At 66.2% G+C, this 20,215-nt stretch carries 18 protein-coding genes and 1 pseudogene; 13 read left to right on the top strand and 6 right to left on the bottom strand.

The annotated features are described in order from the left end of the window. Positions 1-87: 87 nt before the first annotated feature. The 4 genes from argH to AC0L58_RS06330 all read left to right on the top strand — a co-directional run bounded on the left by argH (position 88) and on the right by AC0L58_RS06330 (position 5,121). Complete coding sequence (argH, locus tag AC0L58_RS06315) at positions 88-1,383, top strand: argininosuccinate lyase (protein WP_473687752.1); 1,296 nt, start codon at positions 88-90, stop codon at positions 1,381-1,383. Positions 1,384-1,395: 12 nt separating this feature from the next. After that, positions 1,396-2,547 (top strand): glutamate 5-kinase, encoded by a 1,152-nt coding sequence (gene proB / locus AC0L58_RS06320; RefSeq protein WP_473687754.1) that lies wholly within the window; start codon positions 1,396-1,398, stop codon positions 2,545-2,547. A gap of 121 nt (positions 2,548-2,668) precedes the next feature. Beyond that, positions 2,669-3,832: a glutamate 5-kinase gene (proB, locus tag AC0L58_RS06325; RefSeq protein WP_473687756.1), complete on the top strand. Its 1,164-nt coding sequence runs from the start codon at positions 2,669-2,671 to the stop codon at positions 3,830-3,832. Then, positions 3,829-5,121, top strand: a complete 1,293-nt coding sequence (locus AC0L58_RS06330) for a glutamate-5-semialdehyde dehydrogenase (protein WP_473687758.1) — start codon at positions 3,829-3,831, stop codon at positions 5,119-5,121. The genes proB (AC0L58_RS06325) and AC0L58_RS06330 overlap by 4 nt, the downstream gene beginning before the upstream one ends. 83 nt (positions 5,122-5,204) lie before the next feature. Here the strand turns inward: AC0L58_RS06330 and AC0L58_RS06335 are convergent, their stop codons facing one another. From AC0L58_RS06335 to AC0L58_RS06345, 3 genes are all read right to left on the bottom strand, one after another. Then, a complete protein-coding gene (locus AC0L58_RS06335; RefSeq protein WP_473687760.1) occupies positions 5,205-6,248 on the bottom strand; it encodes a tellurite resistance/C4-dicarboxylate transporter family protein in 1,044 nt (347 codons plus the stop codon). Between the two features lie 95 nt (positions 6,249-6,343). Next, a complete protein-coding gene (locus tag AC0L58_RS06340; protein ID WP_473687762.1) occupies positions 6,344-8,653 on the bottom strand; it encodes a transferrin receptor-like dimerization domain-containing protein in 2,310 nt (769 codons plus the stop codon). A 217-nt stretch (positions 8,654-8,870) separates the two neighbouring features. Next, positions 8,871-10,325, bottom strand: coding sequence for a hypothetical protein (locus tag AC0L58_RS06345; RefSeq protein WP_473687764.1), 1,455 nt, complete (start codon positions 10,323-10,325; stop codon positions 8,871-8,873). Positions 10,326-10,499: 174 nt separating this feature from the next. Here AC0L58_RS06345 and AC0L58_RS06350 point away from each other — a divergent pair. The 7 genes and pseudogenes from AC0L58_RS06350 (at position 10,500) to AC0L58_RS06380 (ending at position 15,541) form a co-directional block, all read left to right on the top strand. Further along, positions 10,500-11,274, top strand: a pseudogene (locus AC0L58_RS06350) (class I SAM-dependent methyltransferase). A 155-nt stretch (positions 11,275-11,429) separates the two neighbouring features. Further along, positions 11,430-11,651 (top strand): oxidoreductase-like domain-containing protein, encoded by a 222-nt coding sequence (locus AC0L58_RS06355; protein WP_473687766.1) that lies wholly within the window; start codon positions 11,430-11,432, stop codon positions 11,649-11,651. Between the two features lie 29 nt (positions 11,652-11,680). Beyond that, the gene (locus AC0L58_RS06360; RefSeq protein ID WP_473687768.1) at positions 11,681-12,451 is read left to right on the top strand and encodes a dimethylarginine dimethylaminohydrolase family protein; all 771 of its coding nucleotides are present in this window, start codon (positions 11,681-11,683) and stop codon (positions 12,449-12,451) included. Next, the gene (locus AC0L58_RS06365; RefSeq protein ID WP_473687770.1) at positions 12,451-12,939 is read left to right on the top strand and encodes a GNAT family N-acetyltransferase; all 489 of its coding nucleotides are present in this window, start codon (positions 12,451-12,453) and stop codon (positions 12,937-12,939) included. The genes AC0L58_RS06360 and AC0L58_RS06365 overlap by 1 nt, the downstream gene beginning before the upstream one ends. A 148-nt stretch (positions 12,940-13,087) precedes the next feature. Then, positions 13,088-14,335, top strand: a complete 1,248-nt coding sequence (locus AC0L58_RS06370) for a histidine kinase (protein ID WP_473687772.1) — start codon at positions 13,088-13,090, stop codon at positions 14,333-14,335. Further along, positions 14,328-15,098: a LytR/AlgR family response regulator transcription factor gene (locus AC0L58_RS06375; RefSeq protein ID WP_473687774.1), complete on the top strand. Its 771-nt coding sequence runs from the start codon at positions 14,328-14,330 to the stop codon at positions 15,096-15,098. Before AC0L58_RS06370 ends, AC0L58_RS06375 begins: the two co-directional genes overlap by 8 nt. Before the next feature lie 35 nt (positions 15,099-15,133). Further along, positions 15,134-15,541: a hypothetical protein gene (locus AC0L58_RS06380; protein WP_473687776.1), complete on the top strand. Its 408-nt coding sequence runs from the start codon at positions 15,134-15,136 to the stop codon at positions 15,539-15,541. Positions 15,542-15,865: 324 nt separating this feature from the next. On the opposite strand, the gene AC0L58_RS06385 is transcribed toward AC0L58_RS06380, so the two are convergent. Continuing rightward, a complete protein-coding gene (locus AC0L58_RS06385) occupies positions 15,866-16,876 on the bottom strand; it encodes an HDOD domain-containing protein (RefSeq protein ID WP_473687778.1) in 1,011 nt (336 codons plus the stop codon). 272 nt (positions 16,877-17,148) lie between these two features. On the opposite strand from AC0L58_RS06385, the gene AC0L58_RS06390 reads away from it, so the two are divergent. Together AC0L58_RS06390 and AC0L58_RS06395 are read left to right on the top strand one after the other, a co-directional pair. Continuing rightward, the gene (locus AC0L58_RS06390; RefSeq protein WP_473687780.1) at positions 17,149-18,144 is read left to right on the top strand and encodes an LLM class flavin-dependent oxidoreductase; all 996 of its coding nucleotides are present in this window, start codon (positions 17,149-17,151) and stop codon (positions 18,142-18,144) included. Between the two features lie 58 nt (positions 18,145-18,202). Continuing rightward, a complete protein-coding gene (locus AC0L58_RS06395; protein ID WP_473687782.1) occupies positions 18,203-19,060 on the top strand; it encodes a PA4780 family RIO1-like protein kinase in 858 nt (285 codons plus the stop codon). A 58-nt stretch (positions 19,061-19,118) separates the two neighbouring features. Here AC0L58_RS06395 and AC0L58_RS06400 read toward each other — a convergent pair whose 3' ends face one another. Together AC0L58_RS06400 and AC0L58_RS06405 are read right to left on the bottom strand one after the other, a co-directional pair. Then, positions 19,119-19,553 (bottom strand): FKBP-type peptidyl-prolyl cis-trans isomerase, encoded by a 435-nt coding sequence (locus AC0L58_RS06400; RefSeq protein WP_473687784.1) that lies wholly within the window; start codon positions 19,551-19,553, stop codon positions 19,119-19,121. 47 nt (positions 19,554-19,600) lie between these two features. Beyond that, positions 19,601-20,158: a YaeQ family protein gene (locus AC0L58_RS06405; protein WP_473687786.1), complete on the bottom strand. Its 558-nt coding sequence runs from the start codon at positions 20,156-20,158 to the stop codon at positions 19,601-19,603. Positions 20,159-20,215: the final 57 nt, after the last annotated feature.

Consider the following 20,215-nt stretch of genomic DNA (forward strand, 5'->3'; position numbering starts at 1 on the left):
ACCCTGTGCGCGACGCTCGTCGTGACGTGACGAAGGAGCTTTCAGGCCCAGGGTGCGCTCCTACCCGATCCAATCAGGACCCGAACCATGACCCAACCTCTCTGGCAAAAATCCGGTATCCAGATCGATGCGAAGATCATGCGGTTCCTCGCCGGTGACGACGTGTTGCTGGATCGCGAGTTCTTTCTTCACGACATCACGGCGAGCAAGGCGCATGTCGAGGGCCTGGCGAACATTGGTGTGGTCGGTGCCGAAGATGCCGCGGCACTGAAGCGGGAACTGGACGCGTTGGTCGCGGATTTCGAAAGCGGTGCATTCGTGCTGGACGAGCGCTTCGAGGATGGCCATTCGGCGATCGAGGCGCGGCTCACCGAACGGCTCGGAGATGCCGGCCGGCGCGTGCACACCGGGCGCAGCCGCAACGACCAGATCCTGGTGGCCACCCGGCTGTGGCTGAAAGACAAGCTGCTGGCGCTGCAGACCCATTGCCGCGCGATCGCCGAGGTCTGCATCGAACGCGCCGCGCAGCCGGCCCTGCCCATGCCGGGCTACACCCACCTGCAGCGCGCCGTGGTTTCCTCCACCGCGATGTGGTTTGCCGGCTTCGCCGAGGGCTTTGTCGACAACGCGCTGCGTGCGCGACAGACGCTGGACCTGGTCGACGCCAACCCTCTCGGTACCGCCGCCGGCTACGGCGTGAACCTCAAGCTGGATCGCGACCACACCACGCGCGCGCTCGGCTTTGCGCGGATGCAGGTCAGCCCGATCTACGCGCAGCTCTCACGCGGCAAGTTCGAGATGGCGGTACTGGAGGCGATTGCGGGGGCATTGCTTGATCTGCGCCGGATGGCGTGGGACTTGTCGCTGTTCACCACCGCCGAGTTCAACTTCGTGCAACTGCCGGACGAGTACACCACCGGCAGCTCGATCATGCCGAACAAGCGCAACCCTGACGTAATCGAACTGCTGCGCGCCAGCTATGCCAGTGTTGCGGCGGCGCGTACCGAGATCGAGCAACTGCTGTCGCTGCCGTCCGGTTACCAACGCGATCTGCAGTTCTCCAAGGGCTCGTTGTTCCATGGCGTGCGCCACGGTCTGGGCGCGCTGGAGCTGGTCCCCGATCTGCTGGCGCGATTGCAATGGAACGAGTCGGTGATGCGCGCCGCGATCGAGCCGGCGATGTATGCCACTGACGTGGCGATCGAACAGGCCGCGGCCGGCGTGCCTTTTCGCGACGCCTATCGCGCCGCAGCGGAAACCGCCGCATCCGCGGGCCAGGGCCGCACACCGGAGGGCAGCCTGGCTGCGCGGACGTCGCCGGGCGCCGGCAACGACTTGCGCCTGGACGAACTCAAGACACGGCTGGATCAGCTCGACCACTGACGAGGATGCGGCATGAGCGAGCTACCGATCCAGCCCTTGCCATCCTGGCGACGCGCCGTGCTCAAGGTCGGCAGCAACCTGCTGGCGGCCGATGGCGGTGGGCTCACGCCGCGCTTTGCCGCGGCGCTGGCTGACTTCATCGCCAGCAGCCACGCGGCAGGCCGGCAAGTGGTGCTGGTGTCCTCCGGCGCCGTCGCGGCCGGGCGGGCGCTGTTGCGCACAAACGAAGCCCGTGGTCGCGATCTTGCCGCACGCCAGGCGATGGCCGCGCTGGGCCAGGCGCCGATGATCGGCTTGTGGCAATCGCTGTCGCCGCGGCCGGTGGCGCAGGTATTGCTGAGCCATGATGACTTGCGCAATCGTCGTCGTTACCTCAATGCGCGGGCAACCCTGCACGGTCTGCTGGCGCTGGACGCCCTGCCGGTCGTGAACGAGAACGACACCGTGGCGGTGGACGAGCTCAAGCTCGGCGACAACGACAATCTGGCGGCCATCGTCGCGGCGCTGGTGGATGCCGACTTGTTGCTGATCGCTTCCGACGTCGATGCCCTGTACAACGCTGATCCCAGGCGCGATCCCGCCGCCACGCCGATCGCCCGCGTCGAATCGATATCGCCGGCGGTGATGGCGATGGCCGGTGGCAGCGGCAGCGCGGTCGGCACCGGCGGCATGCGCACCAAGCTGGAGGCAGCCGAAAAGGCGGGCTCGGCGGGCATTCCGACCGCGCTGTTCGACGGCCGTGATGCCGCCACGGTGCAGGCGCTGGCGCAGGGACAATTGCGCGGCACCCTGGTCTGCGCTCCGCACGGACGCATGCAGGCACGCAAATACTGGCTGCTGCATGCGCCGGCGAGTGGTGGCCGGATTCATGTCGACGCGGGTGCGGCGCAGGCGCTCGGTCGAGGTCGTGCCTCACTGCTGCCGGGTGGCATCGTGGCGACCGATGGCGAGTTCCAGCGTGGTGATCTGGTGGATATCATCGATGCCCGGCAGCACAGGGTGGCGCGCGGGCTGAGCCAGTATGCGGCCGCCGAAGTGCGTCGCCTGGCTGGACGGCACAGCCGTGAAATAGAGATGTTGCTCGGTTACAGTCACGGCGCCGAGGTGGTGCATCGCGACGACCTGGCGAACCTTCCTGATCAGCTGCCTGCGTTCACCACCTGAGGTCGGCGTACCTGCTGTGCAGGCGACGAGAACCACCGCCGCGATGGCCGGGCTTGCAATCGTATCGATCGCCCCCATGTTTCGAAGGATAAGTTTCCGACGCAGACCTGTTCCGAGGACGATGACCCAGTTAAGAAAGTTTCGCCAGCAAACCGTGCCGCCATGGCGCAGAGCCGTACTCAAGGTCGGCAGCAGCCTGCTCGCTGCCGACAGCGGCGGCCTCAGTACCCGCTACGCGCTGGGCCTGGCGCAGTTCATCGCTTCGTGTCACGCCTCCGGTCGCGAAGTGGTGCTGGTGTCATCCGGCGCCGTGGCAGCGGGACGTCTGTTGTTGCAGCATCTTCCCGAAGACACCAGCAGTGCCGCGCGCCAGGCGATGGCCGCACTGGGGCAGACCCAGACGGTGGCGCTGTGGCAACGATTGTTCGATCGCCCGCTGGCGCAAGTGCTGCTCACCCATGACGATCTGCGCAACCGGCGTCGCTATCTCAACGCCCGCGCCACGCTGAGCGAACTGCTTGCCTACAACGTGATGCCTGTCGTGAATGAAAACGACACCGTCGCGGTGGACGAGCTCACCCTGGGCGACAACGACAATCTCGCCGCCATTGTCGCCGCGCTGATCGATGCCGACATGCTGTTGATCGCCACCGACATCGACGGCCTGTACACCGCCGATCCCCGCAGCGACCCCGACGCCAAGCCGATCGACGAAGTGCATGAGCTCACTGCCGAGATCATGGGCATGGCCGGCGCCGCCGGCAGCAATGTGGGTACCGGCGGCATGCGCACCAAGCTGGAAGCAGCCGAGAAGGCCGCGGCCGCCGGTATCCAGACCATCTTGTTCAATGGCCGCGACGGCGAGGTGGTCAACCTGCTGTCGCGCGACCTGCTGCACGGCACCTTGCTGCGTACCAGTGCCACCCGCCTGCAGGCGCGCAAGTACTGGCTGCTGCATGTGCCTGCGGTACCCGGTTGCATTCACGTCGACACCGGCGCAGCGAAGGCGCTCAGCGAAGGCGGTGCGTCCCTGCTGCCCAAAGGCGTGATCGATGCCGTGGGTGAATTCCATCGTGGCGACATGGTCGAGATCGTGGGCGACAGCCCGGACGGCGAGCCCTATGTCGTCGCCCGCGGCATCACCCAGTACGGCGCGGCGGAGATCAATCAATTGGCCCGCAGCCATACCCGCGACATCCGGCAGAAGCTGGGCTACAGCTACGGCGAGAGCATCGTGCACCGCGATGATCTGGTCATCACCACCGATTTGGGAGTGACGTCATGAATGGATCCGTGCGCGATTCCGCGCTTCTTTGCCAGCAGGCCGCCGTGCAGGTTGCCGAACTTTCCACCGACGCCAAGAACCGCTTGCTGCGCTCGATGGCCGATGCGCTCGAGGCGCAGGCCGCGACGATTCTGTCGGCCAATGCCGAAGACATGAAGGCGGCGCGCGAAAAAGGCATCGGCGAAGCCATGCTCGATCGCCTCGCGCTCGACGAGGGACGTGTGCGCGGCATTGCCGAGGCCCTGCGCCAGGTGGCCGAGCTGCCCGACCCGGTCGGTCAGGTCACGCGCAGCGAGCGTTCGGACAAGGGTTTCACGATCGAGCGCGTGCGCGTGCCGCTGGGCGTGATCGCGATGATTTACGAAGCACGTCCCAACGTGACCGCCGATGCCGCCGCGCTGTGCCTCAAGGCCGGCAACGGGGTGATCCTGCGCGGAGGCTCGGAGGCGGTGCGTTCCAACCAGGCGATCGCCGCCTGCCTGCGCGGCGCCTTGCGCGATGCCGGCCTGTCCGAACATGCGTTGATGCTGCTGGATGACCTCAGTCGCGAGGCGATGCTCGAGTTGATGCAGTTGTCCGACATCGTCGACCTGATCATCCCGCGTGGTGGCGAGGGCCTGATTCGCTTTGTCACCGAGAACGCGCGCGTGCCGGTGATCAAGCACTACAAGGGCGTATGCCATCTCTACGTCGACGCCGATGCCGATCTGGACGAGGCGCTGGATATCCTGATCGATGGCAAGGTCTCGCGGCCCTCCGCCTGCAATTCGCTGGAGACGTTGCTGGTACATGCCGACGTGGCCGCGGTGTTCCTGCCGCGCGCAGCCACGGCGTTGCGCGAGCGCGGCGTCGAACTGCTCGGCGACGAACGCACGCGCGTGCTGTGCCCGGACATGGAGCCGGCCAGCGACGACGATTTCGCCACCGAGTTCCTCAGCCTCAAGCTGACGGTCGGCATGGTGGACAGCGCGGACGAGGCAATCGCGCATATTCGCCGCTTTGGCTCCGACCACACCGAGGTGATCGTCACGGAAGACCAGGCCGTTGCCGAGCGCTTCGTGCATGCCCTGCGCTCGGCCGTGGTGATGGTGAACACTTCCTCGCGCTTCAGCGACGGTGGCGAGCTTGGCCTGGGTGCCGAGATCGGCATCTCCACCACGCGCCTGCATTCGTACGGGCCGATGGGTGCCGAAGCGCTGACCATCGAACGCTTCGTGCTGCGCGGCGCGGGACAGGTGCGCCACGCCGAAAGTCGCGCGTCTGCAGGCGAGGCGCAAGCCGGCGCCTGATGCCAGGCGTCTGCCCGCGGGATACTCATCGCGCGTACCTCAACCACCGTCCGGGTTGCGGTACGCGTGGCGCTCGTGCCTGATCAGGTTCTGACCAGGGCGCGTCGCCAGTGCCGCAACGCGCCGGCCGCCACCAGCACCCAGGCGAGCAGGCTGATGTAAACGCCGACCTCCGATACGGGCTGCAGCAAATCGAGATGCAGCGCCTGCGCCAACGCGTGGGTGCCGACCGTGTACATGCCCAGCGGAAACACGATGTCCCAGTCGTCGACCTCGTAGCGCAGGCGAACATGGCGCAAGCCGTGGCGCCACAGTTCGAGGATCGCCAGCAGCGGAATCCACCACGTGGCCGTCGCCCAGAAAAACAAAGTGAAGCCCTTCACGAACGGCACCAGATCGCCCAGCGGCAGTTGGGCCGGCGCATGCAACACGAGCAGGCTGCCGGCGAGGGTGGTGATCGCCAGGGCGCCCATGTTGATCCAGTACGGTGGCGTGAAGCCGCTTGCCGCCAGCGGCAGGAACAGCAGCCGGTAGAAGATCAGGGTGATCAGGATCAGGTACAGCGCCGCGCCGACCAGGTACAGGCAGAGCGCGGCGAACAGCCAGCCGAGCGCCGGTGCGGCGCCACCGTGCGCCACCAGCAAGGTGAGCGCCACCGCCAGGGATTGGGTCGAGACCACCGCCACCAGCCAGCCGCCATTGATGCTGCGACGAAAGCCGGGCTTGCGTTGGCCGGTGATCACGGCGAGCAGCAGCAGATAAAGCAGGCAGGTCCAGCTGACCGCACCGACCACGGTCAGCGCGGCGGCGCAGCCCGGCCAGGACACGACCAGCAGGCATTGGCTGGCCAAGACGCAACTGGCCGCAGTGAAGGTGAGGAAGGCCGCGCCCCGCGCCGGGTTGGTAAAATCGTCCCGTACCTCCTGCGTGACAAGCACCAATCGCTGCGCCGTCAACAACACCAGCAGCGCGAAAGCCACCAGGTTGAGGGCGAACAACACCTGCGCCAGCATCGGCATGCCATGTTGGTTGACGTCGATGGAGACGATGCCGGTCGCCATCACCAACGCGAAACAGCCCGGGTGCAGCTTGCGCACACGCGATGGAGTGGAGTTTGTCTGCGTCATGGTCTTGTGTCGACGGGCAGGTGCCTGCGCGTTCGATCCGCGAGTGACCCGTCCATGGGTCGTCCGACACGCGGCTTCCGCGCGCCTTTCCGCCGTCAGCTGGCGTGATTCAGCATCGCGGTCAGCTGATCCAGTTTTGCCCGATAGCCGTCCAGCACCCGCGCGGTGATCACCGCATAGCGATTGGCTTCATCCCAGCGTCGGGCCTCGATTGCCTCGCGCACGCCGGGAACGGTCTTGACGCCGTAGCCGGTGAGCATGCCGGGGGCATAGATGAAGTGCTTGAACCAGGGCCGCCCGGGCAGCCCGGCGGCATCGGTGAGGGCCTGTTCCATCCTGCCCATCTGCCGGTTGATCTTTTCCTGCTGCGCGGCGGGCAGCTTGAAGCCGGCTGCGGCACGCCGCGCATAGGCGGACTGGAAGGCCTGCGCGCTCTGCTTCAGTGCGGCGGCAGCCTTGTCCAGCGGGGCGAGGTCGATCGCGGGCACGTCGGATTCGCGTTCCGGCGCCGCCAGCGGCCGGGTCGGATCGGCGTTCAATGCATACGCGTGCATGTCCAGCAACCGATGTTGCTGGGCGGTAGCCTTGCGCGTGGTATCCACCAGCTTGTGCAGTTCGCCGACGTAGCGGTCCAGCGTGCTGCTGAAATCCCCGAAACGCAGTGGCAAAAGATTGGCGTCGGCCATGCGCAGCACGATGTGTCCGGCCACCTTGGACAGGGCGACGCCGTATTCGAACGAGGGGTCGCCAAAGCGCGTGTAGTGGTCGAATGAGTCGTAGCGGGAGTGATAGATGCCCGCGTTGTCATCCTCGCCGCCGAAGCCGAGGTCGAGGGTGGTGATGCCGAGGTGCTCCAGGAAGGCGCTGTAGTCCGAACCCGAGCCCAGTGCCTCGATCGGCAGGTCGCCACCCTTGGCAGCCAGCTTCGCGGCCAGCTTGGCCTCCGGCTTCGCGTTTGGGCTGCTGCCCTCGATCATCAGGTGCGCACGCAGCCGTTCACCGACGCTGGCGTGGGTTTCCGGATCGGCCACGCCGTCGGCAACCTGGTTGACCAGGTGTTGCAGCGAGTGACTGCCGCCGACGCCGAGAAAGCCGCGTCCGTTGGTGTCCGAATTGACGTAGAGCACGGCCTTGGCCTGCAGTTCCTTGGCATGCGTTTCAGCCCATTCGGTGGAGCCGAGCAGGCCGGGTTCCTCGCCGTCCCAGCTGGCATAGACCAGGGTGCGTTGCGGCCGCCAGCCCTGCTTGACGAGGGCGCCGATGGCCTTGGCTTCGGCCAGCATCGCCACGTTGCCGGCCAGTGGGTCCCACGCACCGAAGACCCAGCCGTCATGATGATTGCCGCGGACAACCCACTGATCCGGCGCCGTCTTGCCCTTGATCATCGCGATCACGTCATAGACCGCCTTGCGGCTCCAGTCGGACAGCACGGTCATGTGTACCTTGGCCGTGCTCGGGCCCACGTGGTAGGTCAGTGGCAGCGAGCCTCGCCAGTTGGCAGGCGCCACCGGGCCGGTCAGCGAACGCAGCAGCGGGGTCGCGTCGGCGTAGGAGATCGGCAGCACCGGAATCTTCAGCAGGGTCTTCGCATCCTTGATCGCCAGCCGCTTGGCGCCGGGCGTGGAGCCGATGCCGGGGGTGAGCGGGTCGCCGGGATACTGCTGCATGTCGGCCACCGAGCCGCGCTGCACGCCTTCGGGCGGGCGCCAGCCGCCCTTGGGGTAGTCATCACCTTGCGCATAGCCATCGTCGTGCGGGTCGGAGTAGATCAGGCAGCCGATCGCGCCATGTTGCTGCGCAAGCTTCGGCTTCAGTCCGCGCCAGCCGCCGCCGTAGCGGGTGATCACGATCTTGCCGCGCACATCGATGCCACGGCGGGCCAGTTCCTTGTAGTCGTCCGGCATGCCCTGGTTGACGTACACCAGCTCGGCGGTGACATCGCCATCGCCGCCGTAGACGTTGTACGGCGGCAGTGCGCCGGGCAGGCCGGAGGTGGCGTCGCCGGGGATCGGCGGCTCGTGCAGCGCGGCGGTGAACGGGTGCGGCCCAAGCAGTTCCAGCGCCACCTTCTTCGGCGTGGGATACAACACGCTGAATGTCTCGATATGTGCGTCCCAGCCCCACTCGCGGAACTTCTTCAGCATGAACTCGGCATTCGCTTTGTCATGCGGCGAACCGACCTGGTTCGGCTCGGACGCCATCTGCTTCATCCAGCGCCGCTGGTCCGCAGGATCGAGCTGGGCGTCGAAGCGCTGCTCCAGGCTTTGCTGGGCGCTGGCGTTGTCTGGCGCAAAGCCGAGCATGGGAGCATCGGCCTGGTTGCCTTGGTCGGTCGCCGCGGCCACCGCGAAGGTGGCAAGTGCGCCAGTCAGGACAAGCAGTGAGCGCAGGTTCCGTCGAGTCATCGGTTGCTACTCCTCATGGATTGATCGGCCACGACGCCGTGAAACCTGGCGGGCCGATTGGGAATTCAGGCGATGTCACCCTGTGCGTTTATACGCCGATGTGCCGGCATTCGCCTGCCGTGCGACTCACGAGCACATTGGCAGACCCCTGCAGTCGCGCGCCATCCGGAGATGCCGTGCGCCTTGCCGGGTGTTCCTGTCGTTGCCATGAAATTGCTTACGGCGTGCATGCCTCAGTCTTGGATTGGAGGTTGGACGGCAGTGCACCGGCAGGTGCGCAGTGGACCATGCCGGAGCGCGGGTCGACTTTCCGACGATTGCTGCGATCCGCACCGTCGGAAACCGTGATGTCCTTGCCATACAACTCACGCGCGCCGGCATCGGAGTAGGTCAGGCGGTATTTGCCCGGACGCAGGTAAAGCTCACTGACGGGAACGCGCAAGCCGTCGCTGACACGGTCACTGACCGTCGCGTTCAAGGGCAACTGCGACAGAATCAGGCGGTCGGCAGGTATCGCGTCGGCCCCTTCGTCGGCATAGCGCGCTTCGACCAGGCAGGGCAGGGTGTGGTTGCAGCGGTCGGCGGTAACGTAATACGGCCGGCGCAAGCCGCCAAGACTCAGCCAGGTGGGACGGCCGCGACGCATCTTTTGCGGCGGAAAAAACACGCTGACGTCGTAACCCGGTCGCAACGACCAGGGCTCGCCGGCCTTGTTGACGAACACGATCGGCTCGGCGGGCTTCAGTGCTTCCATGATGGGGCCGTAGTATGGATGGTCGCCGTCGGCCGCAGGATGGGGGTACAGCATGGTCTGTTCCACGGTCAGCGGGTCGAGGCCGGTCAGCTTGCGCAGATGCTGGGCCATCGACTTGCCACCCAGGTAGACGCCTGACTCCTGGATGTGGGCGTAGCCGGCATCCACCACCAGCCTGGCGTGGGGATCGTGTTTGAAGACCTTGTCGTACAGATTCCTTGCCTGCTCGGTCTCCCGCAGATTGCCGCCGGCATCGGTCATGGTTTCATAGGCGATCACCTTGAAACCCAGTTTCAAGGCGGTGCGAACCATCTCGGCGCAGATCGGCTCCTTGGTATAGAAGCCGCTGGCCGCCACGGGATAGCCGCGGGTCTGCAGCCCGGTGTCGGTCTGGTAAAGGGTTTCGGCCGCAAAGTAGCCAAAACCTTCTGCACGCAGTTTGCTCAGAAGCTGCACGGTCAAGGTGCGCGTGAGTGCGACGTTGTGCGCTTCGTTGAAGAGGACGATGCGGTGGTTTCTTGCCAGTTCGGGAATCACCTCCAGGGCGGGACGAGCCGTGTAGTCGGGGTTGCCCAGTGGCGAAGGGCGGTCGTCCGGTAGTGCCGCCTGCTTGATCGAGAAGCTGACCGCGGCATCGGGATAGTCCCCGACGAAGGTCTGGTACCAGCTCAGGTACTGCCCGAAGATGACGTGAAAGGCCGGATCCGGCGTGGTGACATACGGGTACAGCATCGCCTCGTACTGAGCGAGCAGGCTCTTGTGCTTGTTCGCTTCGCGCATGATCGTTTCCGACTTCTGCGACGCCGCGATCTGTTGGGCTTGCCATTGCGCCTGGGATATCGATTGAGCGTGGCCAGACGTACACCAGCAGATCAGGAAGATGCAGCCGACGATGGTCAGGATCGAGATGGGGCGCACGGAACTCTCCGGTGGGGCAAGCGAGGGATGCCTGCCATGTTTTACCGCAGCAAGACATTTGCTGCACGTGCAGCTTACGCCCCGTGATGCACGCTGCCTGGGCCGAACGGCATGCTGCCTTCTTCGCGAAAGAGGAGCAAAATCCATGACTCCCGCCCGCCATCGGAGAATGACATGCGCCTGACCCTGCTTGCCGCGTTGCTCGTCCTTGCGCTTCCCACCACGGTGCCGGCGCAAGTAGCCAACCTGCACAGCGGAGCGATCACCGCAGCCGTGCAGAGGGGTGTCGACGACCCGGCGCGGCAGGCCGACCAGCACGAGGATTCACGGCGCAAGGTCGCGCTGGTGATGACGTTTGCCGAGGTCAAGCCCGGCCAGAAGGTGCTCGAGCTGGTGCCGGGCAGTGGCTACTGGACGCGCGTGTTCAGCGCCATCGTGGGACCAACCGGGCACGTCTACACGGTCTGGCCCGACGAAATGGCGAAATTCTCCGCCAGGAGCCTGGCCACCTGGAAGCAACTGGTGACCACGCCGCACTACGCCAACGTGAGCCTGCTGCAACAGCCGGCGGCGCAGTTGAGCGTGCCCGAGCCGGTGGATCTCGGTGTTCACCTCGCAGAACTACCACGACTACCACGATCCCTTCATGGGTCCGGTCGACATGGCCAAGTTCGACAAGCAGGTCTACGACGCGCTCAAGCCGGGCGGGCTGTTCGTGGTGATCGACCATGTCGCGCCTGCCGGCTCGGGGCTGAAGGACACCAACACCTTGCACCGGATCGATCCGGCGGTGGTGAAGCGTGAGGTGGAGGCGGCCGGCTTCGTCTTCGACGCAGAGAGCAACGTGCTGCGCAACCCGGCTGATCCGCACACCGCCACGGTGTTCGACAAGTCGATACGCGGCCATACCGACCAGTTCGTCTATCGCTTCCGCAAGCCGCTGAAATAGAGGGTGTCGACGTCGGGCGGAACCGGCGGCGCCATCGGGCCCGCCTGAGGTTGACGGCGCCACCGGTTACCGGAGAGGCTGGGTTGTGACAAGCACTGGCCCGTTGCTTCCCATGCGTCGGGTGCGAATCCATGGCGACATTTCGGCGCCGCCGCATGAGCTGTCACCCCGCCGGAAACGATGACGTGATCTCCGAACAGCACAACCCGCCGGACGACGATCCGGCTGACCCCATGCCACGGCGTCCGCCCGAACCGGATGCCGCCGATTGCTGCGGCGAGGGCTGCGTGCGTTGTGTGTACGATGTGCACGATGATGCGCTCGAACGCTACCAGCGCGCGCTGGAGGCATGGCGAGCCCGTCATCCGCCGCCGTAGGCACGTCGCCAGACCAACAGGAATTTCGCATGTGGCATGCCGTGACCCGCACCGTCAGCTCCTCGCTTGGTCGCTGCGAGTTGTCGCACATTCCGCGCGAGCCGATCGACGTGGCGCGTGCGCGCCTGCAACACCACGACTATCTGCGCGCACTGGAGTCCCTCGGTTGCAGCGTGCACAACCTGCCGGAGGAGGGCGAGCTGCCGGACTCGGTGTTTGTCGAGGATGTGGCGATCGTGCTGGACGAGGTCGCCGTGCTGACCCGGCCGGGTGCGCCGTCGCGACGCCCTGAAGTGGCCAGCGTGGCCGATGTGCTGCGCCACCACCGGCCGCTGCGCGCCATCGAGGCGCCGGCCACGCTGGATGGTGGCGATGTGTTGCGGGTCGGTCGCTCAATTCATGTGGGCAACTCCGCCCGGAGCAATCCGGACGGCATCGCGCAATTGCGCGAGTTGCTGATGGCGCATGGCTACGCGGTCCAGGGTGTACCCACGCGTGACTGCCTGCATTTGAAATCGGCCGTCACGGCGCTGTCCGACGACACCTTGCTGTTGCAGCCCGCCTGGGTGGAGCGCTCGCAGTTCGCGGACTTCCGCATTATCGAGGTCGACCCGACCGAGCCGCATGCGGCCAATGTATTGCGCATCGGCGACGCGCTGATCATGCCGGCAAGCTTTCCGCGCACGCGGCAGCGCCTGCGGGATGCCGGCTTCAACGTGACCGTCGTCGACGTGTCCGAACTGCAGAAGGCCGAAGGCGCCGTGACCTGCTGCAGCCTGGTGTTCCGTTCCGCGGCGTGATGCACCCACCGCCCATCCGCTATCGCCTGGGGCGCCCGCAGGATGCGCGGGCCATCGGCGAGCTGGCGCGACGGGTGACGCGTCGCTGGATTCTGCCCGACCAGCCGGCGAGCGCGGCGGGCCCCTTGCTCGATGGCATGTGGGCAGCGGTGATTCGCCGCAAGATCATTGCCGGACAGCGCTTTCATCTGGCCTGTCTCGACGACGGGCGCGTGCTCGGGGTGGCGGCGATGCGCGACGACTCGCACCTGTTCCAGTTTTTCGTGAGCACGCGCTGGCATGGACGCGGTATCGCGCGACAGTTGTGGCAACGCACGTTGCGCGATGCACAGCGGCGCGCGGGCACCCGTTGCTTCACCCTGAACTCGTCGGCGATGGCGGTGCCGGTGTACCGCCATTTCGGATTTGCATGCAGCGGCCCGTTGAAGGTGAGCGACACCGGGCTGGTCGTCCAGCCCATGCGGCTGGAGTGTCCCGAGATGGGTTGAAGGCCTCGCGTGATGCGACCGGCACGAGGCTTCGCGTCGCTGCCGCGGGGTTCTGTCGGCCCCAGCGGGGTTTCGTCGCACAGCGGCGGATTTCCCGTGCACTGGCCACTATTCTCGACCCCGCTCCCCAGTCAACGGAACTGCCGTCGTGATCAGAACCCTGTTCTTCTACGCCCGACTCATCATCGTCTGGTACCTGCTGGTGCTGATGGTGTCCCTGTTGCTCGACTGGATCTGGTCGCCGCTCGGCAACCTGGCGCAACTGCTCGGGTTGGTGGCGATCGTCTTCGTGGTGATCCGCGCCCACTCGCACCTGGTGCGGGTACGCATGATCGCCGGCAAATTGAGTTCGGCCGCGCTGGCCAGCCGGCAGCGCCGGCAGATCGAAGTGCCGTTCGAGGCCGAGGAGGCGTTCGACCTGCTGGATGCCGCCATCCGCGAGCTGCCGGGCGTCGAACACGTCGACAGCACGCGCAGCCATCTGCAGATTCGGGCCACCGCCCGTTACGCCGATCCGTACGATCTGGTCCAGCTCGGGCGCTACAACCCGATGCGCTGGATCGTAAGCCAGCGCAACCGGATCCTGGCCACGGTCAATCGTGGCGATGGCAGCAGCAGCTTCAGCCTGGTCTGCGAGCCACAGAGCGCGCCATGGAGTGACTGGCTGCAGGTCGACGACGGCGTCAATCTGGAGAACCTCCAGGCCATCGCCCGTGCGGTCACCCAGGGCGTGTCCTCGCGCCGTCGTGGCGAGCAGGCTGCCGCGGCGCAGACGGCGACGGAAAAGGAACTGGCCATCGCCAAACTCAGCCTGCTGCAGGCGCAGGTGGAGCCACACTTTCTGTACAACACGCTGGCCAGCGCGCAGGTGCTGGTGCGCAGCGATCCGGCCGGCGCGGATGCGATGCTCGGGCACCTGATCGCCTACCTGCGCCATTCGCTGCCGCGTACCGATCGGACCTTGTCCACGCTGGGCGAAGAGCTGGAGCGGTCACGCGCCTATCTCGAGATCCTGAAGATCCGCATGGGCACGCGCCTCAACCTGCAGATCGATGTGCCGGACGAGCTGCTCGCCACGCCGCTGCCGCCAATGCTGCTGCAGACGCTGGTGGAAAACGCGATCAAGCACGGCCTGGAGCCGCGGCCGGGCGAGGGCACGGTATGGATCTTCGCGCGGCGCCAGGATGCACGGGTGGCGGTGACCGTGGCCGATGACGGCAAGGGTTTCGACCCGCAGGGCAGCGGTACCGGGATTGGTCTGAAGAACGCCCGCGAGCGACTGAAGCTGATCTATGCAGGGCAGGCCAGCCTGGTGATCGCGGCGAATTTCCCGCAGGGTGTCGCGGCCACCATCAACGTGCCAAACCAATACAGCGAGGAGTCGTCCCATGGCTAAGGGCATCATTGCCGAAGATGAGGCGTTGCTGCGCCAGTCGCTGCGCTCCGCCCTGGACAAGGCGTGGCCGCAACTGCAGGTCGTCGCCGAGTGCGAGGACGGCGCCAGCGCGCTGGAGGCGATCGTCGAGCATCGACCCGAGGTGGCCTTTCTCGACATTCGCATGCCCGGCCTGACCGGTCTGGAGGTCGCCACGGCCGCGGCCGAAGCCTGTCCCGCCACCCAGGTGGTGTTCGTCACCGCCTACGATCAATATGCCGTCGACGCGTTCGAGCGCGGCGCGATCGATTACCTGTTGAAACCCATCGCAGCCGATCGGCTGGCGGCAACCGTGCAGCGGGTGCAGGACCGCATCGCGAGCGGGCAGACTGGCGCCGAAACGCTGGCGGAGCTGGTCCGGCAACTCGGCACCAAGCCGTGGTCGCCGCAGCGGGAGCCACCACTGAGCTGGATCACGGCCAGTGCCGGCCGCGAGACCCGTCTCGTCCTGCTCGACGACGTCGCCTATTTTCGCGCCGACAACAAATACACCACGGTGGTCACGGCCGAGGGCGAGGCGCTGTTGCGCACGCCGATCCGCGAGTTGCTCGACGTGCTCGACCCGACGGTGTTCAAGCAGATCCATCGCGGCACCGTAGTCAACATGAAGGCCGTCGCGGGAGTCACCCGCGACGACACCGGCAAGGGCATCGTGCGACTGCGCGGGCGACCGGAGACGCTGAGCGTGAGCCAGCCGTTCATGACGCTGTTCCGCAACATGTAACCACGCTTCAAGTCTGGACGACAGGAAGGTGAACCATGCATTACCTCATCGCCTTGATCTATTTCGTGCTGGCGTTGCTCGGCTTCGATGGCGTGGGCAGCCACACCCATGTCAGCCACTCGGTCGTGAACGGCGTCGAGGTGCTGTACAGCAGGACCACGACGATCGCGGACGTGGCCGACATCACCTGCATCCGCAGCGTCAGTGGCAGCTGTCATTACCGCCTGTTGGTGAGCGATTGCCGCACGCCGCGGCGGCGTGCCATGACCGCTTCGTCATGCACACCCGACCCGGCCCGACAGTTCGCCCTGGCGACGGGAGCGAGCAGGGAGATCACCGGGCTGCCGGCGTATTTCACCTTGTGCGTCGGCCAGGACACCAAGACCGCCCGCAATGAATGCGAAACGCTGCCGGCGGTGGATCCACTGGCGCTCAACTGGTAAATCCGCCCCGGGCGTTGGCGACGGGCTTCCATACGGAGCGCCCGGTCAGCTTGTTTCCGGGGCACCGACAGCTACCGCCTGAGGTGGCCATCAATCGCGCGTGGTCACTTGTCCTTCTTCTTTTCCTGCTTGGCGGCACGCTTTTCCTTCAGCGTCTTGGTCGGCTGCTTCTTCTGGCTCTTCTTCGAATCCATGCCCTTGCTCATGTCTGCTCTCCGTGACCCGACGCGGGTGTCGGGGTCTGCTGCAGACCAGTCTAGGCGGTTCCGGTGCCGGCGGGGAGGGCCGCCGCTGAACGGCAGGGATCGCGTCGGCGACTTTCCGTCAGGACGTGAGGGATTCGCGCGCCAGATACTGTTCGAGGTCGCGTTGGGCGCGAGCGATCTGCGCCGGCGCCATGATGTCGGGCCAGCAGTGGCTGAGGTCCGTCGCCGCATCGGGCCAGTCGTTTTCGACCAGCATGCGCGCGCTGGCGATGCTGTCCGCCATCGACAATGCCCGGCCCAGCGCCGATGAGGTCGGGGTGACCGGATTCTGGCAATCGGTCATCGCCTGCAGTACGCGTGCCGGCAGTTCCCACTGCTTGGCCGCTTGCAGGGAAAGGCGGTTGGCAAGCCTTGCACAGCTCTGGACGAAGCTGGGCGAGAGCGGGGGCGCGGTCTGTCCCGCAAGCAGTTGATCCAGCAGGCGCACCATGGCACCCGTACCCGCATGGCGGACGATGCCGGCCAGATAGGCCTCGAACGAATCGCAACCGGTGTAGCGGCCCAGCCACGCGCACACGTGGGCGCAGCGTTCCGCGTGACCCCACAGGCGATCGCCCGCGGCGTGGCCCATGGTTCCCGCGTTGGACTGCAGGATCGGCTTCATCACGTGCTGGGTGATCACACGGCGCAAGCCTTCCTGGCCGAGCAGCACCACGGCCTGCTGCAGACTGCTGATCGGCTGCGCCGAGCGGTAGAACACGGTGCTGGTGGCGCGCATGACTTCGCCCACCATCAGCGGATCGCGGCCGACCAGTTTGGCCAGTTCGCCGCCAGCGGCCTCGTCGCTTCTCAGCGTGCGCAGCAGCTGCGGCAGTACCGTGGGCAAGCGCGGCAGACTGCGCAGGTCGAAGCGCGCGCTGAGCAGATCCAGCCGCCTGAGCATGGCCTGCTCGATCGCGGACGGCTCACTGGCCTGGCCCGGCGGCAGACCCAGCACAAGTCGGTGGAAGTCCTCGCTGATCAGTTCCAGGCAAGGGGCGGGAGCGGCCTCGGGTGCCGGAGTGGGCGCGGGTGCGGGCGCGGCGGCACGTGCAGTCGCTACTCCCGACACCGGGGGAGTACGCCTCACTGCCACCTTTTGGCGCGGAAAAACGCGCCGCCACATGCCTGCCCACATCAGCGGGTGCCCTCTTTCAGCGCCTGGAATTCTGCTGTTAGACCATCCTATCGACCGCGCACCGCAAAAGTTGAGTTGGCGCCGGCGCCGTGGCCGCCACCACCCGACTGAAAGCGTGGCGCCATGCCGGCCGGCGATGACATCCCCGGTCATGGCGCCGAGCCAACGCTGGCAATCCGGCGCGCTGCCCCCAGATCATCGAGTCCGTTCCGAGGGATTGCGCAATGATTCCGTTCTCCATCCTCGACCTGGCGCCCGTCACCGAGGGTAGCGATGCCCGCCAGGCGTTTCACAACACGCTGGACCTGGCGCAGTGGGGCGAGCGGCTAGGCTATCGGCGCTACTGGCTGGCCGAGCACCACAACATGCCCGGTATCGCCAGTGCGGCCACGGCCGTGCTCATCGGCCATGTGGCTGGCGGTACCTCGACCATCCGCGTGGGCGCAGGCGGCATCATGCTGCCCAACCATGCGCCGCTGCAGGTGGCCGAGGCATTCGGCACGCTGGCGTCGCTGCATCCGGGGCGGATCGATCTTGGCCTGGGCCGCGCGCCGGGTACCGACCAGGCCACGGCCCGCGCATTGCGCCGCTATTTCGACAGCGCCGATGCGTTTCCGCAGGATGTGGTCGAATTGCTGGGTTATTTCGAGCCGGCGCAGCCGGCCCAGCCGGTGCGTGCCGTGCCAGGCGCCGGGGTCGAGGTACCGGTGTGGCTGCTCGGCTCCAGCCTGTTCAGTGCCCGGCTGTCGGCCCGGCTCGGGCTGCCGTTTGCGTTCGCCTCGCACTTTGCCCCCGACGCGATGGACGAGGCGCTGGCGCTGTATCGGCGTGATTTTGTGCCTTCGGAGCGATTGCAGCAGCCGTACGCGATGCTCGGCATCAACGTGGTCGCTGCCGACAGCGATGCCGAAGCCCGCCGGGCCTTCACCACCCAGCAGCAGAGCTTCATCAACCTGCGCCGTGGTCGGCCGGGGCTCATCCCGCCGCCGATCGACGATATCGAAGCGTACTGGACGCCGCCGGAAAAGCAGATGGTCGAGCGCGCGCTTGCCTGCGCGGTAGTGGGTGGCTCGGACACCGTGAAAAGCGGCCTTGCCGCGTTCATCGCCCGGCACCGCCCGGATGAACTGATGCTCACTGCCAACGTCTTCGACCATGCGGCGCGGCGGCGCTCGTTCGAGCTCGCCGCAGCGGCGCGCGATTCGTTGCAGGGGGTCTGAATGGGGGCACCGATCGGCCATAATGGGCGTTGTTTCGCATGTTGAAGCCACGCCATCCATGAAAACGCCGAAGGGACTGCAGGAACTGATCGACGATGGCGTCATCGATCAGGTGATCAGGCCGCTGAAAAGCGGCAAGGAAGCCTCTGTCTACGTCGTGCGCTGCGGCGACGACATCCGGTGCGCCAAGGTCTACAAGGACATGGCGCAGCGCAGCTTCCAGGCACGCGTGCAGTACCAGGAAGGGCGCAAGGTGCGCGGCAGTCGTCAGGCGCGCGCGATGGGCAAGGCGACCAAATTCGGTCGCCGCGAAGCCGAGGAGGCCTGGAAGAACGCCGAGGTCGACGCGCTGTACCAGCTCGCTGCCGCCGGTGTGCGGGTGCCGCAGCCGCACGGCTTTTTCAACGGCGTGCTGGTAATGGAACTGGTCACCGATGCCGATGGCTATTCCGCGCCGCGCCTGGGTGATGTCGAGTTGTCGGCGGATGAAGCGCGCGAGTACCACCGCTTCCTGATGCAGGAGGTGGCGCGCATGCTGTGCGTGGGCCTGATCCACGGCGACCTGTCCGAATACAACGTGCTGGTCGGGCCGGATGGCCCGGTCATCATCGATCTGCCGCAGGTGGTCAGCGCGTCGGGCAACAACAACGCACGCACCATGCTGCGTCGTGACGTGGGCAACATCACCATCAGCCTGTCGCGCTTCGCGCCCGAGCTGCTCGACACCCACTATGGCGAGGAGATGTGGGCGCTGTACGAGCTGGGCGAATTGCACCCCGACAGCGAGCTCACCGGCCAGTTCGAGTTCGACGAACGCGTCGCCGACGTGGACAGCGTGATGCAGTCGATCATCGATGCGCGCGAGGAGGCGATCATTCGCCAGCAGGGGCGGGAAGCGGCCGCGCAGGAAGATTGAGCGAAAAGCCGCCGGGCCGCGCCGCGCGCAGGGCGGGCTCTGCCCGCCGCCTTCTACGTCACGGTGCGCTGACGTCCAGCAACTCCACATCAAACACCAGCGACGCATTCGGCGGGATGTCGCCACCGGCACCGCGCGCACCGTAGCCCAGCGCCGCAGGAATCAGCAGCGTGCGCTTGCCGCCCACGCGCATGCCGGCCACACCCTGGTCCCAGCCCTCGATGACCTTGTCTGCACCGAGCTCGAAGGAGAACGGCATGCCGCTGTCGTAGGAGCTGTCGAACTTGGTGCCGTGCTTGTCCTTGGCGCTGGCGTCATACAGCCAGCCTGTGTACTGGACGGTGACCTTCATGCCGGCCTTGGCCTCGGGACCGGTGCCGACCTTGGTGTCGATGGTGGTGAGTTTGTCGACACTCCCGTTGGCCTGGGCCGGCGGGGTGGCGGTGCAGGCAGCGAGCATGATCAGGGCGAGCAGGGACAGCAACCAGCGCATGGAATGACTCCGGTAGACAGGGATGAAAAGGATGGGTGATGCGGCGATCAGTTGACGGTTTCAGGTGGCGCCATGCGCACGACCGGGTCGACCGCCACCGCATCGGCGTCGTTCATCAGTTGCAGCTGGCCGTCCTGGATCAGGGCCTGCAAGCGCATGCCACGCTGCAGCAGGTCGACCAGCCCGGCGATCGTGGGCACGGGAATGTCCAGCACCGTGAGGTTCTTGTGGCGCCCCAGCACGGAGCCGACCTTGTCCCACCACAGTTCGGCGGCATGGCCACCGTAATTGATCACCACGACCTGGCGTGAGCGACCGCAGGCCTTGCGGATGCGTGTCTCGTCGGGCTGGCCGACGTCGATCCACAGCTCGATCTCCTCGGTGTACGCCTTGCGCCACAGCGCCGGCTGCTCCTCGTCGCTGAGGCCCTTGCCGAATTCCAGGCGGTCGTCCGCATACAAGGCGAAGGCCAGCAGACGCACCATCAGGCGCTCTTCGGTTTCCGACGGATGCCGCGCCAGGGTCAACGCATGGGTGGCGTAGTAATGCCGGTCCATGTCGCTGATCTGCAGTTCGACTTTGTAAATGGTGGAGTTGAGAGCCATGCGCGGTGCCGAGGGACGGTAACCGCACATTGTACGCGCTCAGGGCCGCTAGACTGG

The sequence above is a fragment of the Rhodanobacter sp. G2-10 genome (assembly GCF_055809185.1).